The organism is Runella defluvii, assembly GCF_014195535.1.
In the GTDB taxonomy this organism is placed as follows: Bacteria; Bacteroidota; Bacteroidia; order Cytophagales; family Spirosomataceae; genus Runella; species Runella defluvii.
On the sequence record NZ_JACIBY010000018.1, the window covers coordinates 33,343 to 54,478 of the forward strand.

Genomic DNA, 21,136 nt, shown 5'->3' on the forward strand with positions numbered 1-21,136 from the left:
CGGATTGGCGCAGATAAGCTCATTAGCCGAATTAATCACCCAAAATCTGCGGGTATCTGCTGTTTTAGATTCAGCGTAAATCTGCGGGTAAATTATAAAGAAACTTAATAAACAACATATTCAACTAGTAGTAAAAAATTATTCCTCTGTTTTTAACACTCTTAAGACCGCTTGTTTAGTGTGTGTCTGTACTTGTAAAAAATAAATTCCCGTCGGCAATTCGCTAACGCCAAACTCTTCTTGGTGCGTGTTGGTTTCGGGGGTAAACCGACGTTCTAATATCCTACGACCAGAAGCATCCATCAACGAAGTTTGGACTACTTGCCCCTTGCTCTCTTGCACTTTCAAGCGAAGCACGTTGGTGACGGGATTGGGGAGAACCGTGGCGAAGGCGCCGCTATCAGTTAGCTGTTGTCCGTTATCCGACCCTTGCCCTTTGCTTGTTGCCCTTTGCTTGTTGCCACTTGCCCCTTCTTGCCCCCCACTCTCCGCTGTTCTCGCTGCGCCCACGCCTACCCCGTCTTTCGACTGGATTCGAAACCAATACTCTTGATACGCCAGCACGTTGCCTTGCGGCTTCCGCGTCGAAGGATAGATACTCCCCCAGCCTTTCATATCCCAATATCGAATACCTAGCTTGTATAAACCCTTCGGTAACCCTCCATCATAAAGGTTGCCTCCGCTTCCGTTGTCTTGGTAAAAACCGTAGGCTGGATGGTTTTGTGCGTACAATTCCGTCCAGCCTTCACGGTTGGCATACATAAAGTAGGGAGCGTTGTTTTCGTGCGTATTGAATGAGCGAATCACGCCCGTCTCGGGCGTCGCTAACATGTCAAAAGTTAATGACCCATCCGTACCCAAGGCGCAAGCATCCACATTAACGGTCCAGTAACGAGGAGCTAGTTTATTTGCATTTTCAACATAATAGAGCGTTGGGTTCACTTGCGTACTTTGATCTAGCTCGGGGCCGCCATCACGGGTGATGAATTGACTGCTCCACACCGAGCGGTCGTTGGTTTTTATGGCTGATTTTGACTCACCAATGTTTATCAACGTCAGCTCAAAGGCTTTCCAATAAATCTCTTTTTTCCCACTTTCCACGCTTTGACAGCCATTAGGATGCATACAACGTACCCAATAACTCTGCTTCGTCACGTTCAAAAACGACACTTTAAAGCTATTCTCACTCGTCCCAGTATTCCAATTCGGCGTTGTGCCAGTTGGACAACTTGTTGATAAAGTCACCTCTACTCCTGTACACACTACTTCTGCACTGGCGGTTACCACTGGAGCCACCCCTACTTGTATCGCAGTGTAAGTCACCACGTTACTCTTTTCGCTTAAACACCCTCCACCCGCTTGGCATCGCGCATAGTACGAACTCGTTTCGGTAGGGGTTTGAGTTGGAAATGTTGGTAAAGCTACATTCGTTGTGGCGTTGTACCAAATCGTAGTGGCTGCACCACAATTCGCAGTACCATTAAACGCCACGGGGTTACCACAACCACTGGTAACATTCAGGCTGGCAACAGGAGAAACTGGTACAATCGTTATCCGCAAACGCATCACTCCCGATTCTGATTCTACACACGAGGTGGTTCCGTCAGATTTGCGGCAACGCACGCGGTAATTGTGGTACTGACCGTCCACCAATTGCATTGGAACAACACTACTGTACTCGCCGCCATCCACCGAATAAAGTAGCATTTCTCCCGCTCCACAGGTCGCATTAAACGTTATCACGTTGCCTTCGATGTTACATACATCTTTGCTTTCCCCCGCATTTACACTTACTCCGTCGGCCACCATCGACACATTTTGTGGCGTGGAAGCGCGGTAATTTATCGTCAATTCAATCGCATTTGTGTACGTCACAGGGCAACTCGCATCACAAGCCGCTTGGTAGCGGTGGGGTTGGTTATTGGACAATTGGGTAACTGGTGGATTGGAAGCCCATCCGCTCCACGCACCACTGCCTACTTGCACTCGCCAAACGGGATTGCCCACCACGCACAAACCCGAAACCGTAAACTGTAAACCGTTAACTGGATTCGCATCCGTATCGCAGAAGGTTTGAGAATTACCTTCGTTGAGCGTTTGTTGCAACGTGCTGAGCGTAATCGTCGGTTTGTCTTGAACCGTCACCGTGGTACTACCCGTTTGAGCTTGGCTACAAGTTGTTGATGAACCATCTTTGACGCTCACCAAACTATATTCAAACGTTCCCGCTTCATTCGTCGGCACGTCTAAGCTTACGCTGTTACCGTTTGTGGTCGTGATCGTCTGCTCGGAACCGTTATTGATTTTGTAGGTGAATGTGTAAGGCGCTGTCCCCGCTGCTCCCGTGAACGTGATTTTGGGTGAACTAGCATTTTTACAAACCACCGTTCCACCCGTAATGGTCGCCGTCGGCAAAGGATTCACCGTCACCGTTGTGCTGCCACTTTGGGCTTGGCTACACATCGTTGATGAACCATCTTTGACGCTCACCAAACTGTACTCGAACGTACCCACTTCGCTCGTCGGTGCATCTAGGCTGACGCTGTTACCGTTTGTGCTCGTGAAAGTCTGCTCGGAACCGTTGTTGATTTTGTACGTGAATGTGTATGGTGCTGCCCCTGCTGCTCCCGTGAACGTGATTTTGGGTGGAGTAGCATTTTTACAAACCGTCGTTCCACCCGTAATAGTAGCCGTCGGCAAAGGATTGACTGTCACCGTTGTGCTACCCGTTTGGACTTGGCTACAAGTCGTTGATGAACCATCTTTGACGCTCACCAAACTATATTCAAACGTTCCCGCTTCGCTCGTCGGTGCATCTAGGCTGACGCTGTTACCGTTTGTGGTCGTGATCGTTTGCTCAGAACCGTTGTTGATTTTGTACGTGAATGTGTATGGCGCTGTCCCCATCGCTCCCGTGAACGTGATTTTGGGTGAAGTAGCGTTTTTACAAACCACCGTTCCACCCGTAATGGTCGCCGTCGGCAAAGGATTTACCGTCATCGTCGTGCTGCCACTTTGGGCTTGGCTACAAGTCGTTGATGAACCATCTTTGACACTCACCAAACTGTACTCGAAAGTTCCCGCTTCGCTCGTCGGTACATCGAGGCTGACGCTGTTACCGTTTGTGGTCGTGATAGTTTGCTCGGAACCGTTGTTGATTTTGTACGTGAATGTGTATGGTGCTGCCCCTGCTGCTCCCGTGAACGTGATTTTGGGTGGAGTAGCATTTTTACAAACCGTCGTTCCACCCGTAATAGTAGCAGTCGGCAAAGGATTTACTGTCACCGTTGTACTACCCGTTTGAGCTTGGCTACAAGTTGTCGATGAACCATCTTTGACGCTCACCAAACTGTACTCGAACGTTCCCGCTTCGCTCGTCGGTGCATCTAGGCTGACGCTGTTAACGTTTGTGGTCGTTATTGTTTGCTCGGAACCGTTGTTGATTTTGTACGTGAATGTGTAAGGCGCTGTCCCCGCCGCTCCCGTGAACGTGATTTTGGGTGAACTAGCATTTTTACAAACCATCGTTCCACCCGTAATGGTCGCCGTCGGCAAAGGATTCACCGTCACCGTTGTGCTACCCGTTTGAGCTTGGCTACAAGTTGTTAATGAACCATCTTTGACACTCACCAAACTATATTCAAACGTTCCCGCTTCGCTCGTCGGTGCATCTAGGCTAACGCTGTTACCGTTTGTGGTCGTGATCGTTTGCTCGGAACCGTTGTTGATTTTGTACGTGAATGTGTATGGTGCTGCCCCCGCCGCTCCCGTGAACGTGATTTTGGGTGAAGTAGCATTTTTACAAACCACCGTTCCACCCGTAATGGTCGCCGTCGGCAAAGGATTCACTGTTACCGTTGTACTGCCACTTTGGGCTTGGCTACAAGTCGTTGATGAACCATCTTTGACACTCACCAAACTGTACTCGAACGTTCCCGCTTCGCTCGTCGGCGCGTCTAGGCTTACGCTGTTACCGTTTGTGGTCGTGATAGTTTGCTCGGAACCATTGTTGATTTTGTAGGTGAATGTGTATGGTGCTGTCCCCGCTGCTCCCATGAACGTGATTTTGGGTGAACTAGCGTTTTTACAAACCGTCGTTCCACCCGTAATGGTCGCCGTCGGCAGAGGATTCACCGTCACCGTTGTACTACCCGTTTGGGCTTGGCTACAAGTCGTTGGTGAACCATCTTTGACGCTCACCAAACTATATTCAAACGTACCCGCTTCGCTCGTCGGCACGTCTAAGCTTATGCTGTTACCGTTTGTGGTCGTGATCGTTTGCTCAGAACCGTTGTTGATTTTGTACGTAAATGTGTAAGGCGCTGTCCCCGCCGCTCCCGTGAACGTGATTTTGGGTGAACTAGCATTTTTACAAACCGTCGTACCGCCCGTAATGGTCGCCGTCGGCAAAGGATTGACCGTCACCGTTGTACTGCCACTTTGGGCTTGGCTACAAGTTGTCGATGAGCCATCTTTGACGCTCACTAAACTATATTCAAATGTTCCCGATTCATTCGTCGGCACGTCTAAGCTTATGCTGTTACCGTTTGTGGTCGTGATCGTTTGCTCGGAACCGTTGTTGATTTTGTACGTGAATGTGTATGGCGCTGTTCCCGCCGCTCCCGTGAACGTGATTTTGGGTGAACTAGCATTTTTACAAACCGTCGTTCCACCCGTAATGGTCGCCGTCGGCAGAGGATTTACTGTCACCATTGCTACCGTTGAAGTCGCTTCGGAACATACCCCACTTTTTACAAATGCTCGAAAATAGGTAGTTTGTGTTAAGTTAGTTGCCGCCAATTCGGTCGTCGTGTTGGCTATATCCGTCGTTTCACTAAAATCTGCACGTAATGACGATTGCCATTTTTGTATTGCCCCTACCTGTCCTGACAAGGCGAGGTCAGTGCGATTGGTTCCCGCACAAACCGTTGCCGAACCACCAATGCTTCCCCCTACACTGACAGGACTAACCGTGATTTTTACTACCGAGGAAGTCGCTTCGATACATCCTCCGCTTTTCACTATGGCCCTGAAATACGTATCCGCTGTAAGAGAACCAATCATGGCTCCCGTCAACGTCGTACTTGTTGAAGAAATGGTATTCCAGCTACTGAAGGATGAATTCGTTGATCTATCCCATCTAACCACATTACCTACCTGACCACTCAGGCTCAAATTGGCAGGAGCAGTTCCCGAACAAATCGTTTGGTTTGAATTAACAGTTCCCCCGACAGAAACAGGATCTACTCTCACACCAACCGTAGCCGTAGCCGTGCAGCCATTCTCTGATACCGTAAGGGTAATGGTATAGTTTGTCGAAGAGGTGACGGTAGGAATAGTAAAAGTGGGATTTTGCTGCGTTGAAGTAAAAGCCCCTCCTCCTGCACTCCACGAGTAAGTAGGAGCATATCCCCCTGTACTGCTTCCATTGAGCGTGAGCGTCCCCCCCGAGCAGACTGTTAAAGGAGTATTTGGACTAATACTGGCCGCTAGATAACAAGGTGGGGTATATTCCCAAAAATCCTTTCTACGTGAGTTATTAAAGAGTCCCGTTCCGATGTACCCCTTCCCGCCAATACTGAACCCGACTGCTACTGTTCGGGGTCCTCCACCAACATTCGTTTTTTGGCTCCAGCTATTACTTACGGGGTCAAACTCCCAGAAATCATCGCTAATATTACCGATAGTCCCCGTCCCAATATACCCCCTACTCCCAATGCCAAACCCTACAGCATTCAAACGAGCGTCTCCACCCAAATCTGCTTTTTGTGTCCAACGATTTGTACTAGGGTCATATTCCCAGAAATCCTTCTGGATTGTCCCTGTTCCTCCTGTTCCGATATACCCCTTATTACCAATGTTAAACCCTACGGCTTGCAAACGGGCAAGCCCACCAAAATCCGCTTTTTGTACCCAGCTATTGTTGGCAGGATTATATTCCCAGAAATCTTTTGTATAATTTCCATCATTACCCGTACCAATATACCCCTTTCCATTGATGCTAAACCCTACGGCGTAGCTGCGTGCTGACCCACCGAAATCTGCTTTTTGCGTCCAGCTGTTCGTACTTGGGTTATATTCCCAAAAATCTTTTTTTTGTGTTACACTAGAACCCGTACCAACATACCCCTTGTCATTAATACCAAACCCTACTGCACCCTGGCGCCACTCTCCCGCAAAATCAGCTTTTTGTCTCCAAGTGTCGTCAGCAGGGTCGTACTCCCACAAAAATTTCATCAACCTCCCATCATCTCCCAGGGTGATATAACCTTTGTTTCCTACGCTAAAACCCACTCCATCTAGCAGTGCTGTTCCTCCAAATGGGGCTTTAGAAGCCCAACTATTGCTTACAGGATTAAATTCCCAGAAATCTTTTATATTTGTATTTCCAGTACCCATTCCCAGGTAGCCCTTGTCACCAATGCTGAAACCTGACGCTAGAAACCGTGGAATACCCCCAAAATTGGCCTTTTGTACCCACGTATCAGACGAGAGATTATACTCCCAAAAATCATTTTTATAGCTACCATCACTCCCCGTTCCGATGTAGCCTTTGCCATTTATACTCAACCCCACGGCGTTTCGTCTTCCTCCCCCAGCAAAGTCCGCTTTTTTTGTCCAAGTATTAGTTGTAGGGTTATACTCCCAAAAATCATTTTTATAAGTAAAACCTATGCGGCCTGTACCGATGTAACCCTTGCCACCCATACTGAATCCAACGGCTTGGTATCGTTCCTCTGCATAATCTGCTTTTTGCGTCCACCGATCAGTATTAGGGTCATATTCCCAAAAATCTTTTCGGGCACTTCCACTATCGCCTGTACCAAGGTAGCCTTTACCGTTAATACTAAACCCTACGGCCTCGGCACGTTGCACCCCGCCAAAATCGGCTTTTTGTGTCCAAGCATTGGTACTCGGGTTATACTCCCAGAAATCTTTTTTAAAACTTCCATCATAACCCGTTCCTATATACCCCTTCCCATTGACACTAAAACCCGCCGCATTCTGTCGTGCCGACCCACCAAAGTCGGCTTTTTGAGTCCAAGTATCGGTGGCAGGGTCATATTCCCAAAAATCTTTTTCATACGACTGGTACGTTCCTGTCCCAAAATAGCCCTTGCTATCGATACTGAAACTCACACCGCCAAATCTTTGCATAGGGCCGTTGGGGGTACTAAGGCCTAAGTCAGCCTTTTGTGTCCAACTGTTGGGGGTTTGGGCCTGTCCTATAAAGGTCACCAACAACCCTCCCAAAAAAGCATAGAGCAAATAGGTGTTTTTATACAATTGTTTCATAAAAATACAGGGATTAAAGGGCTTTTACTTGTTTCATTTCTTCCACGCTTACGCTGGGTGGCATCTGGCCTTTTTTTAATTTTTGAATGATAATATCCGCCACTTTTTGAGCCTGCGCTTTGGTTGCAAAGCCACTATTCCCTGGCAAGCCAGGCTTGGAAAGTTGGTGAATAAAACGCTTCCCCTCTACGTAAATGTCGTAGCCCCAGGTATTACCTTCTGAGGGAATAATTTTAGAAGTAATGTTGGCATTCACATAGTTATTGGCTGCGGGAAAAGCAGGCTGCTGAGCAGCCGAACTTTGCGGTGCCTGCCCATACGAGCAAACCATGATGCCACCGAAGCAAATCAGCAGGACAAGTACTTTAATGTTCATTTTTAGAAAAGAAAATGGTACTAATGGAGAGAATGAGTTAAGGTAATTACTACAAAGTAGCTACCCTCACTCAGCATATACCATTTTCACGGGTGGACAAACAGGTGGACAATTTATAACCACCTATTTTACAACAATATACTTACTACCCAAACCGCCTTTTAGGCAATTTCCTCCATCATTGAAGGGTATTTTTTTCGAAGTCGATAACGCGTTTTTTTGACAGAATCAGCCGAAATGCCCAGCATGGTTCCCTTTACTTTATCAGTAAGGTTGAGCTTATCTAAGGCACACAACCGTACTTCTGCCGCCGTTAAATCAGGATATTTTTTATTTAAATCAAGAAAGAAATAAGGAAACACTTGTTCATAAAGTGCCTTGAAGTTTTGCCAATCGTCTTCGGTAAGTAGTACACTTTGTTGAAGGTTTTCAAGGGTTTTCTCCACCTCAAAATTCATTTCTGGACGTTGATTATTTCTTTCTAACTGCGTCGAAATCGTTTCAATGAGCTCATTTTTTTCCTTAATATTGACCAAATATTGCTCCAGTTGCCGATTGGCGTGGTCAAGCATTTCTTCTGCTCGCTGGCGTTTTTCCGTTTGAAGGCGTTTTTCTTGTTTTTGACGTTCGTTGAGCCAATACACCACGCCCAAAAACACCACAATAAGCCCAAAAATAATCACATTGCGAAGCATACGTTCGTTGGTTACTTCTACTTGTAAAGCCCTCCGCTCGTTGATGTATTTTTCGGCTTGCAAACTACTTTCCAACACCACCACTTTTTTATAATCCAGCTTCACCTTCAGCGTGTCTTTGAGAGCCAACAAGGAATCTTTAAACGTATTGGCCAAGCTAAAGTTTTTCATCTTGGCATGGTACAAAGCCAGCGTTTCAAATCGAATCAAATCATAAGTAGGATACGTCCAGTACGGCATAACTACCGCAGCAGGAGCAATGTATGGCTTGGCTTTATCCACCGAATCAAGCATAAGGAGGGCATTGGCAATGTATAAGCGACTGATGGCTGCATTTTCTGGTATGGCTTTTTCGTTTACTTTGGCTTCTTCGTACAGGTACGGAAGCGCCTCTTTGTACTTGCCCATCATGCGCAGCAAATTGCCCAAGTTCCCCCGAATCAGTACTTCGTAATTGCTGTTTTTTTCGACTTTGGCCGCCACAACACCCTCTCTAAATGCCTTTTCGGCTTTCTCGTATTGCTTCATTTTAAGGTAACAAAGCCCCAAGTTATTGTAAATACCCATGGGCGAAAACACCGCATTAGGGGGTTCTTTAAGTGCAATTTGGCAATGTAACGCCGCCATTTTGTAGTCTTCAAAGAAATAGTAAATGGCAAAAAAACCAATGTAGTAGTAAATGCTGTGCGGAAATTTACCAAAATAGGTTTCTTCTAACAGCTTTCGAGCTTTAAACAACAGTGGAAGTCCCGTGGTGTAATCTTTCTTGTTAAAAGCCACCCATCCCCGCCAAAAAAACGAGTAAGCTTTCAAATCATCGTAAGGCGTAGTTTGGGTAATTTTTTCTAGTTTCTTGGTATAGCCATTTTTTTCTTCCTTGGTTGGGGCAATTTCTTCACTTAAACGCAATTTAAGGAAATCAAGATAAGCCAAAGACCGTTCGTCTCGTTCGTCTTTTGCCACTTTTTGGATGCTATCCAATTCTGACTTATAGCGGCTTACTTGGGCATCGGCACCAAATTGAAACGAAAAGTCAATCAAATAGCGTACACGCTTCTCGCTTGCAGAAAAAACTTCTTGGCCATGCAATTTCATCACACCTCCTCCAGCAATCCAATAAAGTGCAATCACAAGCAAGATTCTATATAACATACTATTTTGGGTTATGGAATTTCAAAAATAGCACACACACGATAAGTGAGCACTAATTATCCATAAAAATCTAGTCCACTTTTTGTATAGTCCTAAAAAAAACACTTTTAGGACTATTTTTCTCTTTTAAAATACCAAACGGGGATAAAAGCGAACCCTTGTTCTCTCTTACCCCCGTTTCTATTTTGGGTTAAAATTAGTGTTAGCTTAATGCACTTTCACTACTTTCAACGTCGCTTGTTTGTCAGGCGTTACTACTTGCAAGAAATACATACCCGTCGGCAATTCACTCACCCCAAACTCTTCTTGGTGCGTGTTGGTTTCAGGTACAAATTGACGGCGTAAAATTGCCCGTCCTGAGGCATCAGTCAATGTAGTCTGCACTACTTGCCCTTTGCTCTCTTGCACTTTCAAGCGAAGGATACTGGTGACGGGGTTGGGCATGACAATTGCAAAATCCCCTTGCTCTTTGCTAACTGCTGACTGCTCCCCGTTATCCGCTGCACGCGCTGCGCCCACACCAATTCCGTCTTTCGACTGGATTCTGAACCAATATTCTTGGTAGGCCAAGACGTTGCCTTGGGGTTTACGCGTCGATGGATAGATACTACCCCAGCCTTTCATATCCCAATAACGAATACCCAATTTGTACAAGCCTTTCGGTAACCCTGCATCATATACGTTAGCACCTGCACCATTGTCTTGGTAAAAACCATACGCAGGGTGATTCTGACCGTACAATTCCGTCCAGCCTTCGCGGTTGGCGTACATGAAGTAAGGCGCATTGTTTTCGTGGGTGTTGAAAGAGCGGATTAAGCCCGTCTCAGGTGTCGCCAACATGTCAAACGTCATCGACCCGTTTGATCCTAACCCGCACGTCTCTACGTTAATCGTCCAATAACGAGGTGCCATTTTGTTGGCATTTTCTACGTAATACAAGGTCGGATTTTGCTGCGTGCTTTGCTCCAACTCAGGGCCGCCGTCTCTGGTAATAAATTGGTTTGCCCAAGCTGAACGTTCGTTGGCTTTTACCGCTGATTTACTTTCACCGATGTTTATCAAGGTCAACTCAAACGACTTCCAGCTTACCTCTTTGACCGAGCTCACCGCGCTTTGGCAACCATTTGGCGACACACAGCGTACCGAATAACCTTGTTTGGTTATATTGATAAATGACACTTTAAAACTACTCTCCGTCACGCCCGTATTCCACAAAGCGGTTGTACCCACTGGGCAGGTTGTCGAAACTGTCACCTCTGTTCCCGTACATACAAGCTCCGAACTCACGTTGACCACAGGCGCTACATTGACAGGTACAATTGTAAACGTCACTACGTTACTTTTTTCACTCAAACAGCCACCTGCAGCTTGGCAACGCGCATAATACGACGTCGTTTCACTTGGTGTTTGACTTGGTAAAGTTGATAGCACGGCATCGGTAGTGGCGTTGTACCAGACTGTCGTCAAATTGCCACAGTTTGTTGTTCCACTGAAAGCTACTGCCGTACCACAGCCATTGGTGACGTTCAAACTTGCCACAGGAACTTGTGATAAGTTTGTAATTCGCAAGCGCATTACGCCCGACTCGCTCTCAACACACGACGCGGTTCCGTCTGATTTGCGGCAACGTACGCGGTAATTGTGGTACTGACCATCCACTTGTTGTACAGGAAGAATACTGCTGTAATCTCCACCGTCCACCGAATAAAGAAGCATTTCTCCTTCAGCACAAGTCGCCTTGAACATGAGGGCATTGCCTTCGATGTTACAAACTTCTTTGGTTTCTCCAACGTTCACCGTTGTCCCATCAGCCACCAACGACACATTCTGTGGAGTAGAAGCGCGGTAGTTGATTTTCACTTCAATTGGACTGGTGTACGTCATTAGACAACTAACGTCGCAAGCAGCTTGGTAACGGTGGGGTTGGTTATTGGACAACTGGGAAACTGGGGCATTGGCTGACCAGTCGCTCCATGCGCCATTTCCAACTTGACTGCGCCAAACAGGCAAACCAGCAACACACGCCCCCGTAACGCTAAACTGTAAACTATTAACAGGATTTGCATCTGTATCACAAAGTTCACGGTTATTACCTTCGTTTAAGGTTTGTTGGAGGGTTGATAATGTAACCGTTGGTTTGACATGAATCAGAACTGCCGCCGTGGTCGAATTTGCCTGCGAACATACACCGCTTTTCGTTACTGCACGGTAATACGTCGTTTGGGTTAAATTAGTAGCGATCAACTGATTCGTTGTGTTCGCAATATCAATCACACCGTTAAAGTCGGCATTTGAAGACGATTGCCATTTTTGAATTGTTCCCACTTGGCCTGACAACGTCAATACCGTGCTGTTGGTACCCGTACAAACAGCCGTAGAACCTGCAATGCTACCTCCTACCGAAACGGGATCCACTGTTACCGTTGCCACCGAAGAAAACACGGCTTCGCATACGCCACTTTTTACCATGGCCCGATAATAGGTCATTTGAGTTAGATTCGTAGCCGTGAAACTGGTTGTCGTGTTGGCAATATCAACAGGATTCGCAAAGTCAGAAGTCAATGACGACTGCCATTTTTGAACATCGCCTACTTTACCTGACAATGTCAATGCTGTTGAATTTGTCACCGCACAAACTGTAGTTGAACCTGCAATGCTACCGCCCACGTTGACAGGGTCAACCGTCACGGTTGCGGTTGAAGAAAACGCGGCTTCACATACGCCACTTTTCACGATTGCCCGATAATGGGTCGTTTGCGTTAAGTTGCTCGCCGTTAAGCTGGTCATTGTATTGGCAATGTCAGTAGGGTTAGCAAAATCGGAAGTCAATGACGACTGCCATTTTTGAACATCACCTACTTTACCTGACAACGTCAATGTGGTCGAGTTCGTCCCTGTACAAACCGTAGCCGAACCACCAATGCTACCACCTACCGTAACAGGATTCACCGTTACTGTTGCTGTCGCCGAATTAACGGCATCACATACGCCACTTTTTACCACGGCACGATAATACATCGTTTGCGTTAGGTTTGTCGCGACGAAGCTTGTTGTTGTATTCACAATATCAGTAGGAGTAGCAAAATCAGCCGTCAATGAAGATTGCCATTTCTGAACGTCGCCTACTTTGTCTAATAAGGTCAATGTCGTCGAGTTTGTTCCAGAACAAACCGTAGCCGAACCACCAATGCTTCCACCTACCGTCACAGGACTTACCGTTACCGTAGCCGTCGCTGAGTTCACCGCTTCACATACGCCACTCTTCACGATTGCCCGATAATAGGTTGTTTGGGTTAAGTTGCTCGCCGTTAAGCTGGTCGTTGTATTGGCAATGTCCGTAGGGTTAGCAAAATCGGAAGTCAATGACGACTGCCATTTTTGAACATCACCTACTTTACCTGACAACGTCAATGTAGTCGAGTTTGTCCCTGAACATACCGTGGCCGAACCTGCAAGGCTACCACCCACCGTCACAGGACTTACCGCTACGGTAGCTGTCGCTGAGTTAACCGCATCACATACTCCACTTTTTACCACTGCACGATAATACGTCGTTTGCGTTAAGTTTGTTACGGTTAAGCTCGTCGTTGTATTGGCAATGTCAACAGGTGTGGCAAAATCAGAAGTCAACGACGACTGCCATTTTTGAACATCACCCACTTTGTCTGTCAAACTCAATGTCGTCGAGTTTGTTCCTGAGCAAACTGCTGCGCCTGCAATACTACCACCCACCGAAACAGGATTCACCGTCACGGTCGCTGTGGCAGAATTAGCGGCGTCACATACGCCACTTTTTACCACTACCCGATAATAAGTCGTTTGCGTTAAGTTAGTCGCAGTGAGACTGGTAGTTGTGTTCGTAATATCAACAGGAGTAGCAAAATCAGAAGTCAACGATGACTGCCATTTTTGAATAGTTCCCACTTGGTTTGACAACGTCAATGCCGTCGAATTTGTCCCCGAACAAACCGTAGCCGAGCCCGCAAGGCTACCACCCACGTTGGCAGGGTCAACTGTCACGGTTGCCGTCGAAGAAAACGCGGCTTCACATACCCCGCTTTTTACCACTGCCCGATAATAAGTCGTTTGCGTTAAGTTGCTCGCCGTTAAGCTGGTCGTTGTATTGCTAATGTCCGTAGGATTCGCAAAATCAGAAGTCAACGACGACTGCCATTTTTGAACGTCACCTACTTTATTTGCCAACGTCAATGTGGTCGAATTCGTACCCGTACAAACCGTAGCCGAACCTGAAACACTACCTCCTACCGTAACAGGGTTGACCGTGATGGTACCAGTGGCAGAAAATGCGGCATTACACATTCCGCTTTGTACTACCGCCCGATAATAGGTCGTTTGGGTTAAGTTGGTTGCGGTTAGGCTAGTCGTTGTATTGGTAATGTCTGTAGGACTAGCAAAATCAGAAGTCAACGACGACTGCCATTTTTGGATCGTTCCCACCTGATTTGACAACGTTAGCGTTGTTGAATTTGTACCTGTACAAACTGACTGTGCGCCCGTGATTGTACCACCCACTGAAGCAGGAGTAACGGTAATCGTGGCCGACGCTTCAGCCGAACAACCCTGATCATTTGACACCGTCACGGTATATGTACCTCCTGCGGCTACATTGATAGCTGCTGAATTTTGGCCTGTACTCCACGAATACGCCGTTCCTCCAGTGGCTGTTAAGATTGCGCTAGTGCCTTCACAAATGGTACCGTCGTTGGCAGTACCCGAATTTTCGGTGATTGTCACCATGGCTGGAGTGGCACATTTTTCTCCACCTCCACTTCCTCCCAATAAGGAGGTAGCTTGGTACTCAGCGTAATAATCGCCGCGTAAGGTATTTCCAAGCACCCAACTGCTGGTAGAAGCTGGCGAACCATTTTTCACAATACTAGCCGTTGGAATGTCCGCTACCCGTGCATGAGCTGCCCCGCTTGTTGCGTGGTAAAAAAACAATCGGTTAAGTCCCGTCAACGCAGGCAGGTTTTTCAAAATAGTTAAGTGCGTGTTTATGTTATCATAATCGCGTTGTCGGAAGTAATACCGCACGCCTACGTTACCGTTGGGCTGTGAAGTTGGGTTTACATTCCAGCTACGTGACATAATGACGGCACCGTTCGGATTCGTAATAAACCCTTGCCCTTTGTTGACAAAATAGTTACTTGACGACTCTTTCAACGACACGGCGTTGTCTGGAACGCTAGCCCCCGTACCACCTAATTTCAACGATAACAAACGTTTACCATTACAACTACAGTAGTGAGTCCATCCGTCGCTATCGGTGTGGGAGTTGCTAGACGTATGGGTTTCCTCTGCGGTTGGAAGCTGCGACTCGTCAGAACAATGAAACTTAATGTTATTGTTGCCCACAAAATCATCCATGTTGACGGGCGACTGGTCCGAGTTATCAAAGGTTTTGTGACGTGTACCATGATAATGCTTAAACTCTAAATCAGCGTCTGGAACCGCAAGCGGGTTTATGCCCGCTTGAGCACTAGGCGAATCGGTACAACCATATAATTCTAAGGCCTTCAACCACGCTAATTGGTCGCTGTTGCGAAAAATAGTGTACCAATGCGTATGATTACGGAACAACGACTGGTCATAAAAAGCCGCATTGAGCATATCTGCGGTATGCAACCAAGGGCGAGGAATTCCTGCTGCATCATAGAGTTCTGACCATTTTTCTTCTTTATTGACCATTGAGCTGTGGCGATAACCGAGCCAGTAACGTTGGACTCCATTGCTTGGTTCAACGTGCAAGTAGTTGGGAGATGGGTCAAAAGTTTGACCTGGCAAAAGACTACCTACCCCCAATAATTCATCCGCTTCCAACATTCGACCACCATTGGCATAAAGTTCAGAAAAATTGATATTAGAAAAACGTCCCTTTAACCACTGATAAATTTCTCTGGCTCTCCAAGTATCACCCATGTGGTAATTATTTCGCAAACCAGGGGTATCAGCTCCTGCTACTGGGTCTAGCGCAACTACGTTGATGGTAGCCGCGCTGCCTAACACCGTGTTGAGTACGCCATTAAATTCAGAAAATTTAGGGTCACTTTCTAAGGCTTTTTTTATTCCGTACAAAAAGGAGGAAATACCTACGGCAGACCCACGGCTATGGCCTGAAATTACAATACGATTGTAGCCTTTCAAATTATAGCGTCGAAGCACGCGCATCACGTTGGCAGCAGCCGTGTAGGAATCTTCATCTTCATACCCAGCCGATACGCTACCATCGTAGTCCATATCTACCCCAAAGAAATAGCGATACATACCGCCCCCGTAGTTGTCATTTTTAAACACTTTTGCACGGGAGTAAAAGGTAGTAGGAAACGGATTGAAGGCATCATAGCCATCATACTGATTCACATCCTCTCCTTCTTGGTACCTCAAGTTGTCTTGGTTGTAGGAAGTATAATCTTTGTTGTCTCCGCCTACCCCTTTGATGAAAACCATCTGATCGGCATTCACTTTGGTAGCAAAGCGTTGCAACTGAAATTCTAGGGATTTCCCCGAACCATTGTAGTAAATGAGTAGCGTTTTGTTATTGCCTGGCAAATTATCATCAGGTACAATTCGGATAGAAGAAGCACGGTCGTTGGGGCCTTCTACAAAGTTGACAGTACCTCTAAAGTCAATCGGGTAGCCTGCAAAATCGCTATTGTTATAGAGAAGCGCCTTGTAACCTGGAGCAATCTCCATAGAGCTAACGTTGTCGTTACCAACGCCAGTAGCCAGTGAAGCGAAGTTAAAATCGCCCTCGCCAATGTGCTGCGTCCGTCCCGAAAGGTTCGCATCCGAATAAAGTGTCACAATTTTGGGGGTGGCTAACAACTCCCATTCCAAACTCAAACCGTACCGTGCACCACTGCCTGACCATTCAATATCCAAATAATTATACCCCAAATTCATTTTAGAGGGGTCAATCGTCACCGTAGTGGAAGTAGAAGCTGGGTGATCATCATCATTGGTGAAGCAATCGTCGTTGTAGTCATTATCGCCACCACAGCCGTCTTCTTCCCAAGCATTTATGTTCATGTCAAACTTAAAAGGGGAAGCTGCCGAGGTCGTTGAAAAGTTGCCTGATTGCATGTATCGGCCATCACTAACCATCCGTTGCCATCCGCAGGGTTTGTCATCACCGACATTAACAGTCTGCGAAAACGACAAACCATTGCTAGTGCTTACTTTGTAGCGTGGGTCAGGATTTTCCCCTGAAAAGTTACAGCCACCACCGTCGTCATTGATCCGATACCAGCCTATGCGTAGGTTATAAATGTAAAACGTGGTATTTGCTGCTCTGGCCGCTTTCAACTGCTTTGCGGCAGCGGGCATATCCCTGTTTAAAACCTGCGTGGCAGGAACGTGTGCTACCTTGATGACCTGATTGGGGTCAACGTCGTCAGAACCTTCTCTTGGAGCATACGTTACAACTGCCTTGCGGGCATTTTTTTCGGCAAGGAGGGCGGCTTCGTAGGCCACATTTTGAGGGCTTGCCGCAAAATTCACCTGCGTCGAATGGCCTTCATTGTCCACCCAACCTGTGCTCGGCGGACCTTGCTCATTGCCTGGAGCACGGTAGTATTTAGGCCCTCCCGACAGGTTTTTATCGGTATTGAGCCACCACGTTCCTTTACCGTCGTAGTTCACCTCATAATCGCCTGAGGTATGCGTATAGCGAGGCTGACCAAGTTTATTTACCCCATTCAATTCATACACACCATTTACAATAGCGTGTACCGAACCTGAAAAAGTAAATGATTTAGTGAGTTTTTTTGCCCCATCACTTTGAGCTTTAAGGTCAATAGCGTAGCAGCACGCCGCTAGGAATAGCGCGTAAATAAAATTTTTCATACGTAGTAAATAGTAAGATTAAATTTCTTCCTGAATAGGTGTCATTGGTGAGTTATTCAGTTGTGCATATGACCAAGGAGGGGTAAAGACCACGCCCAAAGCAGGTCTAAAAACTTGATGAGTTAAGAAGATTGGGTAAACGAGCTTCATAATTGTTTTGCATTAAATTTGAAGCTACAAATAAATAGCAAAAAAAAACCAAAAGATATAAGGGTTAACCCTTATTTTTCACAACTTGATATTCTACTTTATAGAATTATATCTGTTATTTATCTACCGTGATTTATGGAGAAAAACACTTCAAATAAATACCAAAAACCCCTGTCTATCAGTACAATTAACAAGCAAAACAAGCCCAAATAACAACTACTATCTTTTGCCCACTAAATGAAATACCGAATGTCTTTTAAAGAAGTGCTTGTCTTGTGTTATATTTGTTAATTACTATCCACCAAAGCGTTCATGAAAAAAACTGGACTTCTATTTTTTGTCTTTTTCTGTTTCAACTTGTGCGTTTTCTCCCAAACCTCTCCGAGCTTTGATGAACTCGCCGCCGCCTTCAAACAAGCAAACTCAGACACCGCGAAATTGCGTATTTTGTTTTCCCAAAAGCCTACAAAATATACCGATAGAGCAGATGAGTTGCTACCACTTTACCACGAAGGCTACCAATTGGCAAAAAAGCACAACGACAAAGTAAATCGCTTCAAAGCCGTTCATTACACTGCACTTACCTATCTGTACGGCAAAGTTGATGAGTCAACAGCCTTTAAGTGGTTGCAAAAAGCGTTGATAGAGGCCGAAAACGCCCAAAATAACCTATTTATTGGCTGGGTCTATTACGCCATGGGAATCATCCATCACCACCAGAACAATCGCGCCGAAATGTATAAAATTATGTACACGGCGATTAAATACCTTGAAAAAGCCCCTGATCCCGTAGATGGCCCTTTCATTTCTCTTTCACAAAACCTCGAAAACGACAAAAGGTGGAATGAACAAGTCGCTGTAAATCGACGGCTTGTGAAACTAATGGAACGAACCAACGCCGACCCTTTTACCAAAATTACTGCCTATAATAGTTTGGTAGATGCCCTAAAAAATCATCCCGATAAAAAAGAAGAACAAGCCCTGTATCACGCCAAAACAATGGCTTTAGTGGACAAAATCTCGGCAACTAACCTTGATTTAGACGAAAAACTAATTGTCGCCTCCATCTATTTCAAAAATGACCGCCCCAACTTAGCCATCAAGTATGCCAATGAAGTGGCATCGCTTCGCGATACGATTGGGTTTAATTTGCCAGCAAAAGGGATGGCTTTTGAGCTTTTATCAGAAATATATGAAAAGAAAAAACAGTACGCACTTGCTCTCGAATGTCATAAAAAATTTCACGCCATCGAAAATCAGCAAGTTATCGAGCGGCTTACGGACGATGCAGGTAAAAAAGTTATTCAAGCCGAAGCTGAACGTGATGTGGCCATTAAACAAAAGGAAGTGGAGAAACAACAGCTTTTTACCTATTTAGCAGCCGCCGTTGCTTTGTTAATATTAGTGCTAAGTGGCTCTATTTACCACTTTTACCGCAAAGAACAATCCAGAAAAAAAGAACTTCAAAGCATCAATTCCACCAAGGACAAACTTTTTGCCATTCTTTCTCATGACTTACGCTCACCCATTATTGGACTAAAAAACTATTTGATGCTAGTCAATTGGGGCGAATTGAGCCAAGAAGAATTTAAAGAATCAGCGCAAAGCCTTACGTTTCAGCTTGGTACGGTGTATGACATGCTAGAAAATGTTTTGCACTGGTCAGTCTCGCAACTCGGTGGTTTTTTTCCAAAGAAAGAACTTATTTCCATTCACTCTATCATTGAAGATGAGGCAAGAGTTTTAGCTCAATCATTTAAAACTAAAAATATTAATATACATAATTTGACATCTTTAGAAAATCAAATTTCTATTGATAAAAATCACTTTATTATTATCATACGAAATCTACTTCATAACTCACTAAAATTCAGCCATCCTAATGGTGATGTCCAACTAAACTACAATACAACAAAAAATAGCATCTTTATTGAAGTAAAAGATTCAGGCATCGGAATGTCACCAGAGAAAGTAAAAAGTTTATTCCAATTAAGTAAACAAACTTCTCAGGTTGGAACCGCCCGTGAAAAAGGAACAGGACTCGGTTTGGTACTTGTGAAGGAATTGGTGGAAGCCAATGGCGGCAACATTGTGGTCACGAGCAAACCCAACGAGGGGACAACGTTTAGACTTGAATTCAAAAAATAGCCCCCTCCAAGGTCTTTGGAGAGGGCTATTTTACACTACCAATACCTAATCCAAATCGACGCTACCATCGCGGCTTACCATTGGAATCGGTTTGCGTTTCGCCGCTCGAAGCATCCCTTGCTTAGCCGCAGGTGGCGGTAAAAGGGCCATAAAATTACGGATACCATTGACCAACTGAAACGAATAATCGCCCGTTGTAAAGGTTGTTTCAGTACCTTTTGAATCTTTCTGAGTAATCGTCGTTACCCCGCATGGAATGGTGCTAAAATACGTCTGAAAATCTTGATATGTGTATTTTTTAGCCCCAAAATTGGCAATGCTCGCAGGTACACCTTCGTCGCTGATAGCTGCCCGCGCGTGGCACGAAATGCACGATGAAATCGGGTTGTCCACGGGGCCGTTCATGCGCCCGCCCATCCCAAGGTGCGTCACGTACGCCTTGTTAGAACCCGCAGGTGGTACCGTCAACAAGCTCTGGTTGATGACCGATTGCTTGAGTGAAGGGTTGTATTTGTTGGAAATATTCAACATCGTCGAATCGCCCGAATCATCACCCCACATAAGTCCCACGGGCACCATGCGATCCACCCACGACGAGCCCGACTGTGATGCGTCATAAATGAAAGTTCCATACACCCAGCCCGAAGTTTCGGTAGCGCGCTCGTCTTTGATGGCGATATCGAGCTGCAACAAACGTACATCTTTATTGACACGCTCGGCGTAGGCATTGTACGGATAAAAAATATTGGCTGTCCACTTTTTAGAATTCGCCAAATAAGGCACTTGCGTGGTATCTGCTTCAGTAAAAAGCAATTTGAACGCCACCGTTCCTTCGGGGAATGTACTTTGTTTTACCGCTGGTTTGTCTGGATTTCTCCACACTTTACCCATCGTGTAGCCTCCTGGTTGGTTATAAAATGCAATGGCGTAAGTCTGATAAGGCACGGTTTGAGCCGCCGCCAGCGTTCCGACAGGAATGGTGATTTCGCGCGTGAGTCCGTGCAAACACTCCCGACCCGAGTTTTGGCCTTTTTCGGCAGGCCGCTTGCCATCGTCGTGCATCCAAGGCGCGCTGTACCACTGACGAACGGCATTTTTTTGTACGTTAAAGTCCACCTCCAAATTGCCTTCCATCGCATACGCGAGGACGGTTTTCATGTATTTTTGATAATCGGTACGAAAATCCACCTCCATCCAAGGTTCCGCTGCGTTCACATCAAACGTGTCAGGATACGCCTGACTGAGCGAAAAGGTGTCTTTGGTGCCCGCTGGAACGGGAAAAATGGGGCAATAGCTCGGGAAATTTCCCGCAGCTGAACTCGTGATAACGAGTGCTTCGGAAGCCGAAGAAGTAGTTTGCTCTGAGCCACTTTTACAGGCGAGCATCATCAAGCCACCCACGGCTGCCATGGCCAAGGTGTTCGTAAATCGTTGAGAATTCATACGGTTGAGA

At 46.0% G+C, this 21,136-nt stretch carries 6 protein-coding genes; 1 reads left to right on the forward strand and 5 read right to left on the reverse strand.

All coding sequences use genetic code 11. From position 1 onward, the window contains the following. Positions 1-138 precede the first annotated feature (138 nt). The 4 genes from FHS57_RS27235 to FHS57_RS27250 form a co-directional block, all read right to left on the reverse strand. The gene (locus FHS57_RS27235) at positions 139-7,296 is read right to left on the reverse strand and encodes a DUF8696 domain-containing protein (protein WP_183979272.1); all 7,158 of its coding nucleotides are present in this window, start codon (positions 7,294-7,296) and stop codon (positions 139-141) included. Positions 7,297-7,309: 13 nt separating this feature from the next. Continuing rightward, complete coding sequence (locus tag FHS57_RS27240) at positions 7,310-7,672, reverse strand: DUF4907 domain-containing protein (protein WP_183979274.1); 363 nt, start codon at positions 7,670-7,672, stop codon at positions 7,310-7,312. Positions 7,673-7,833: 161 nt separating this feature from the next. Then, positions 7,834-9,519: a tetratricopeptide repeat protein gene (locus tag FHS57_RS27245; protein ID WP_183979276.1), complete on the reverse strand. Its 1,686-nt coding sequence runs from the start codon at positions 9,517-9,519 to the stop codon at positions 7,834-7,836. Positions 9,520-9,726: 207 nt separating this feature from the next. Further along, positions 9,727-17,385 carry a DUF8696 domain-containing protein gene (locus FHS57_RS27250; protein WP_183979278.1) on the reverse strand — a complete coding sequence of 2,553 codons (7,659 nt, stop codon included), beginning with the start codon at positions 17,383-17,385 and terminating at the stop codon, positions 9,727-9,729. A 462-nt stretch (positions 17,386-17,847) separates the two neighbouring features. Between FHS57_RS27250 and FHS57_RS27255 the strand changes: the two genes are divergently transcribed. Next, complete coding sequence (locus FHS57_RS27255) at positions 17,848-19,683, forward strand: sensor histidine kinase (RefSeq protein ID WP_183979280.1); 1,836 nt, start codon at positions 17,848-17,850, stop codon at positions 19,681-19,683. 45 nt (positions 19,684-19,728) lie between these two features. Here FHS57_RS27255 and FHS57_RS27260 read toward each other — a convergent pair whose 3' ends face one another. Next, a complete protein-coding gene (locus tag FHS57_RS27260; RefSeq protein ID WP_183979282.1) occupies positions 19,729-21,126 on the reverse strand; it encodes a hypothetical protein in 1,398 nt (465 codons plus the stop codon). Positions 21,127-21,136: the final 10 nt, after the last annotated feature.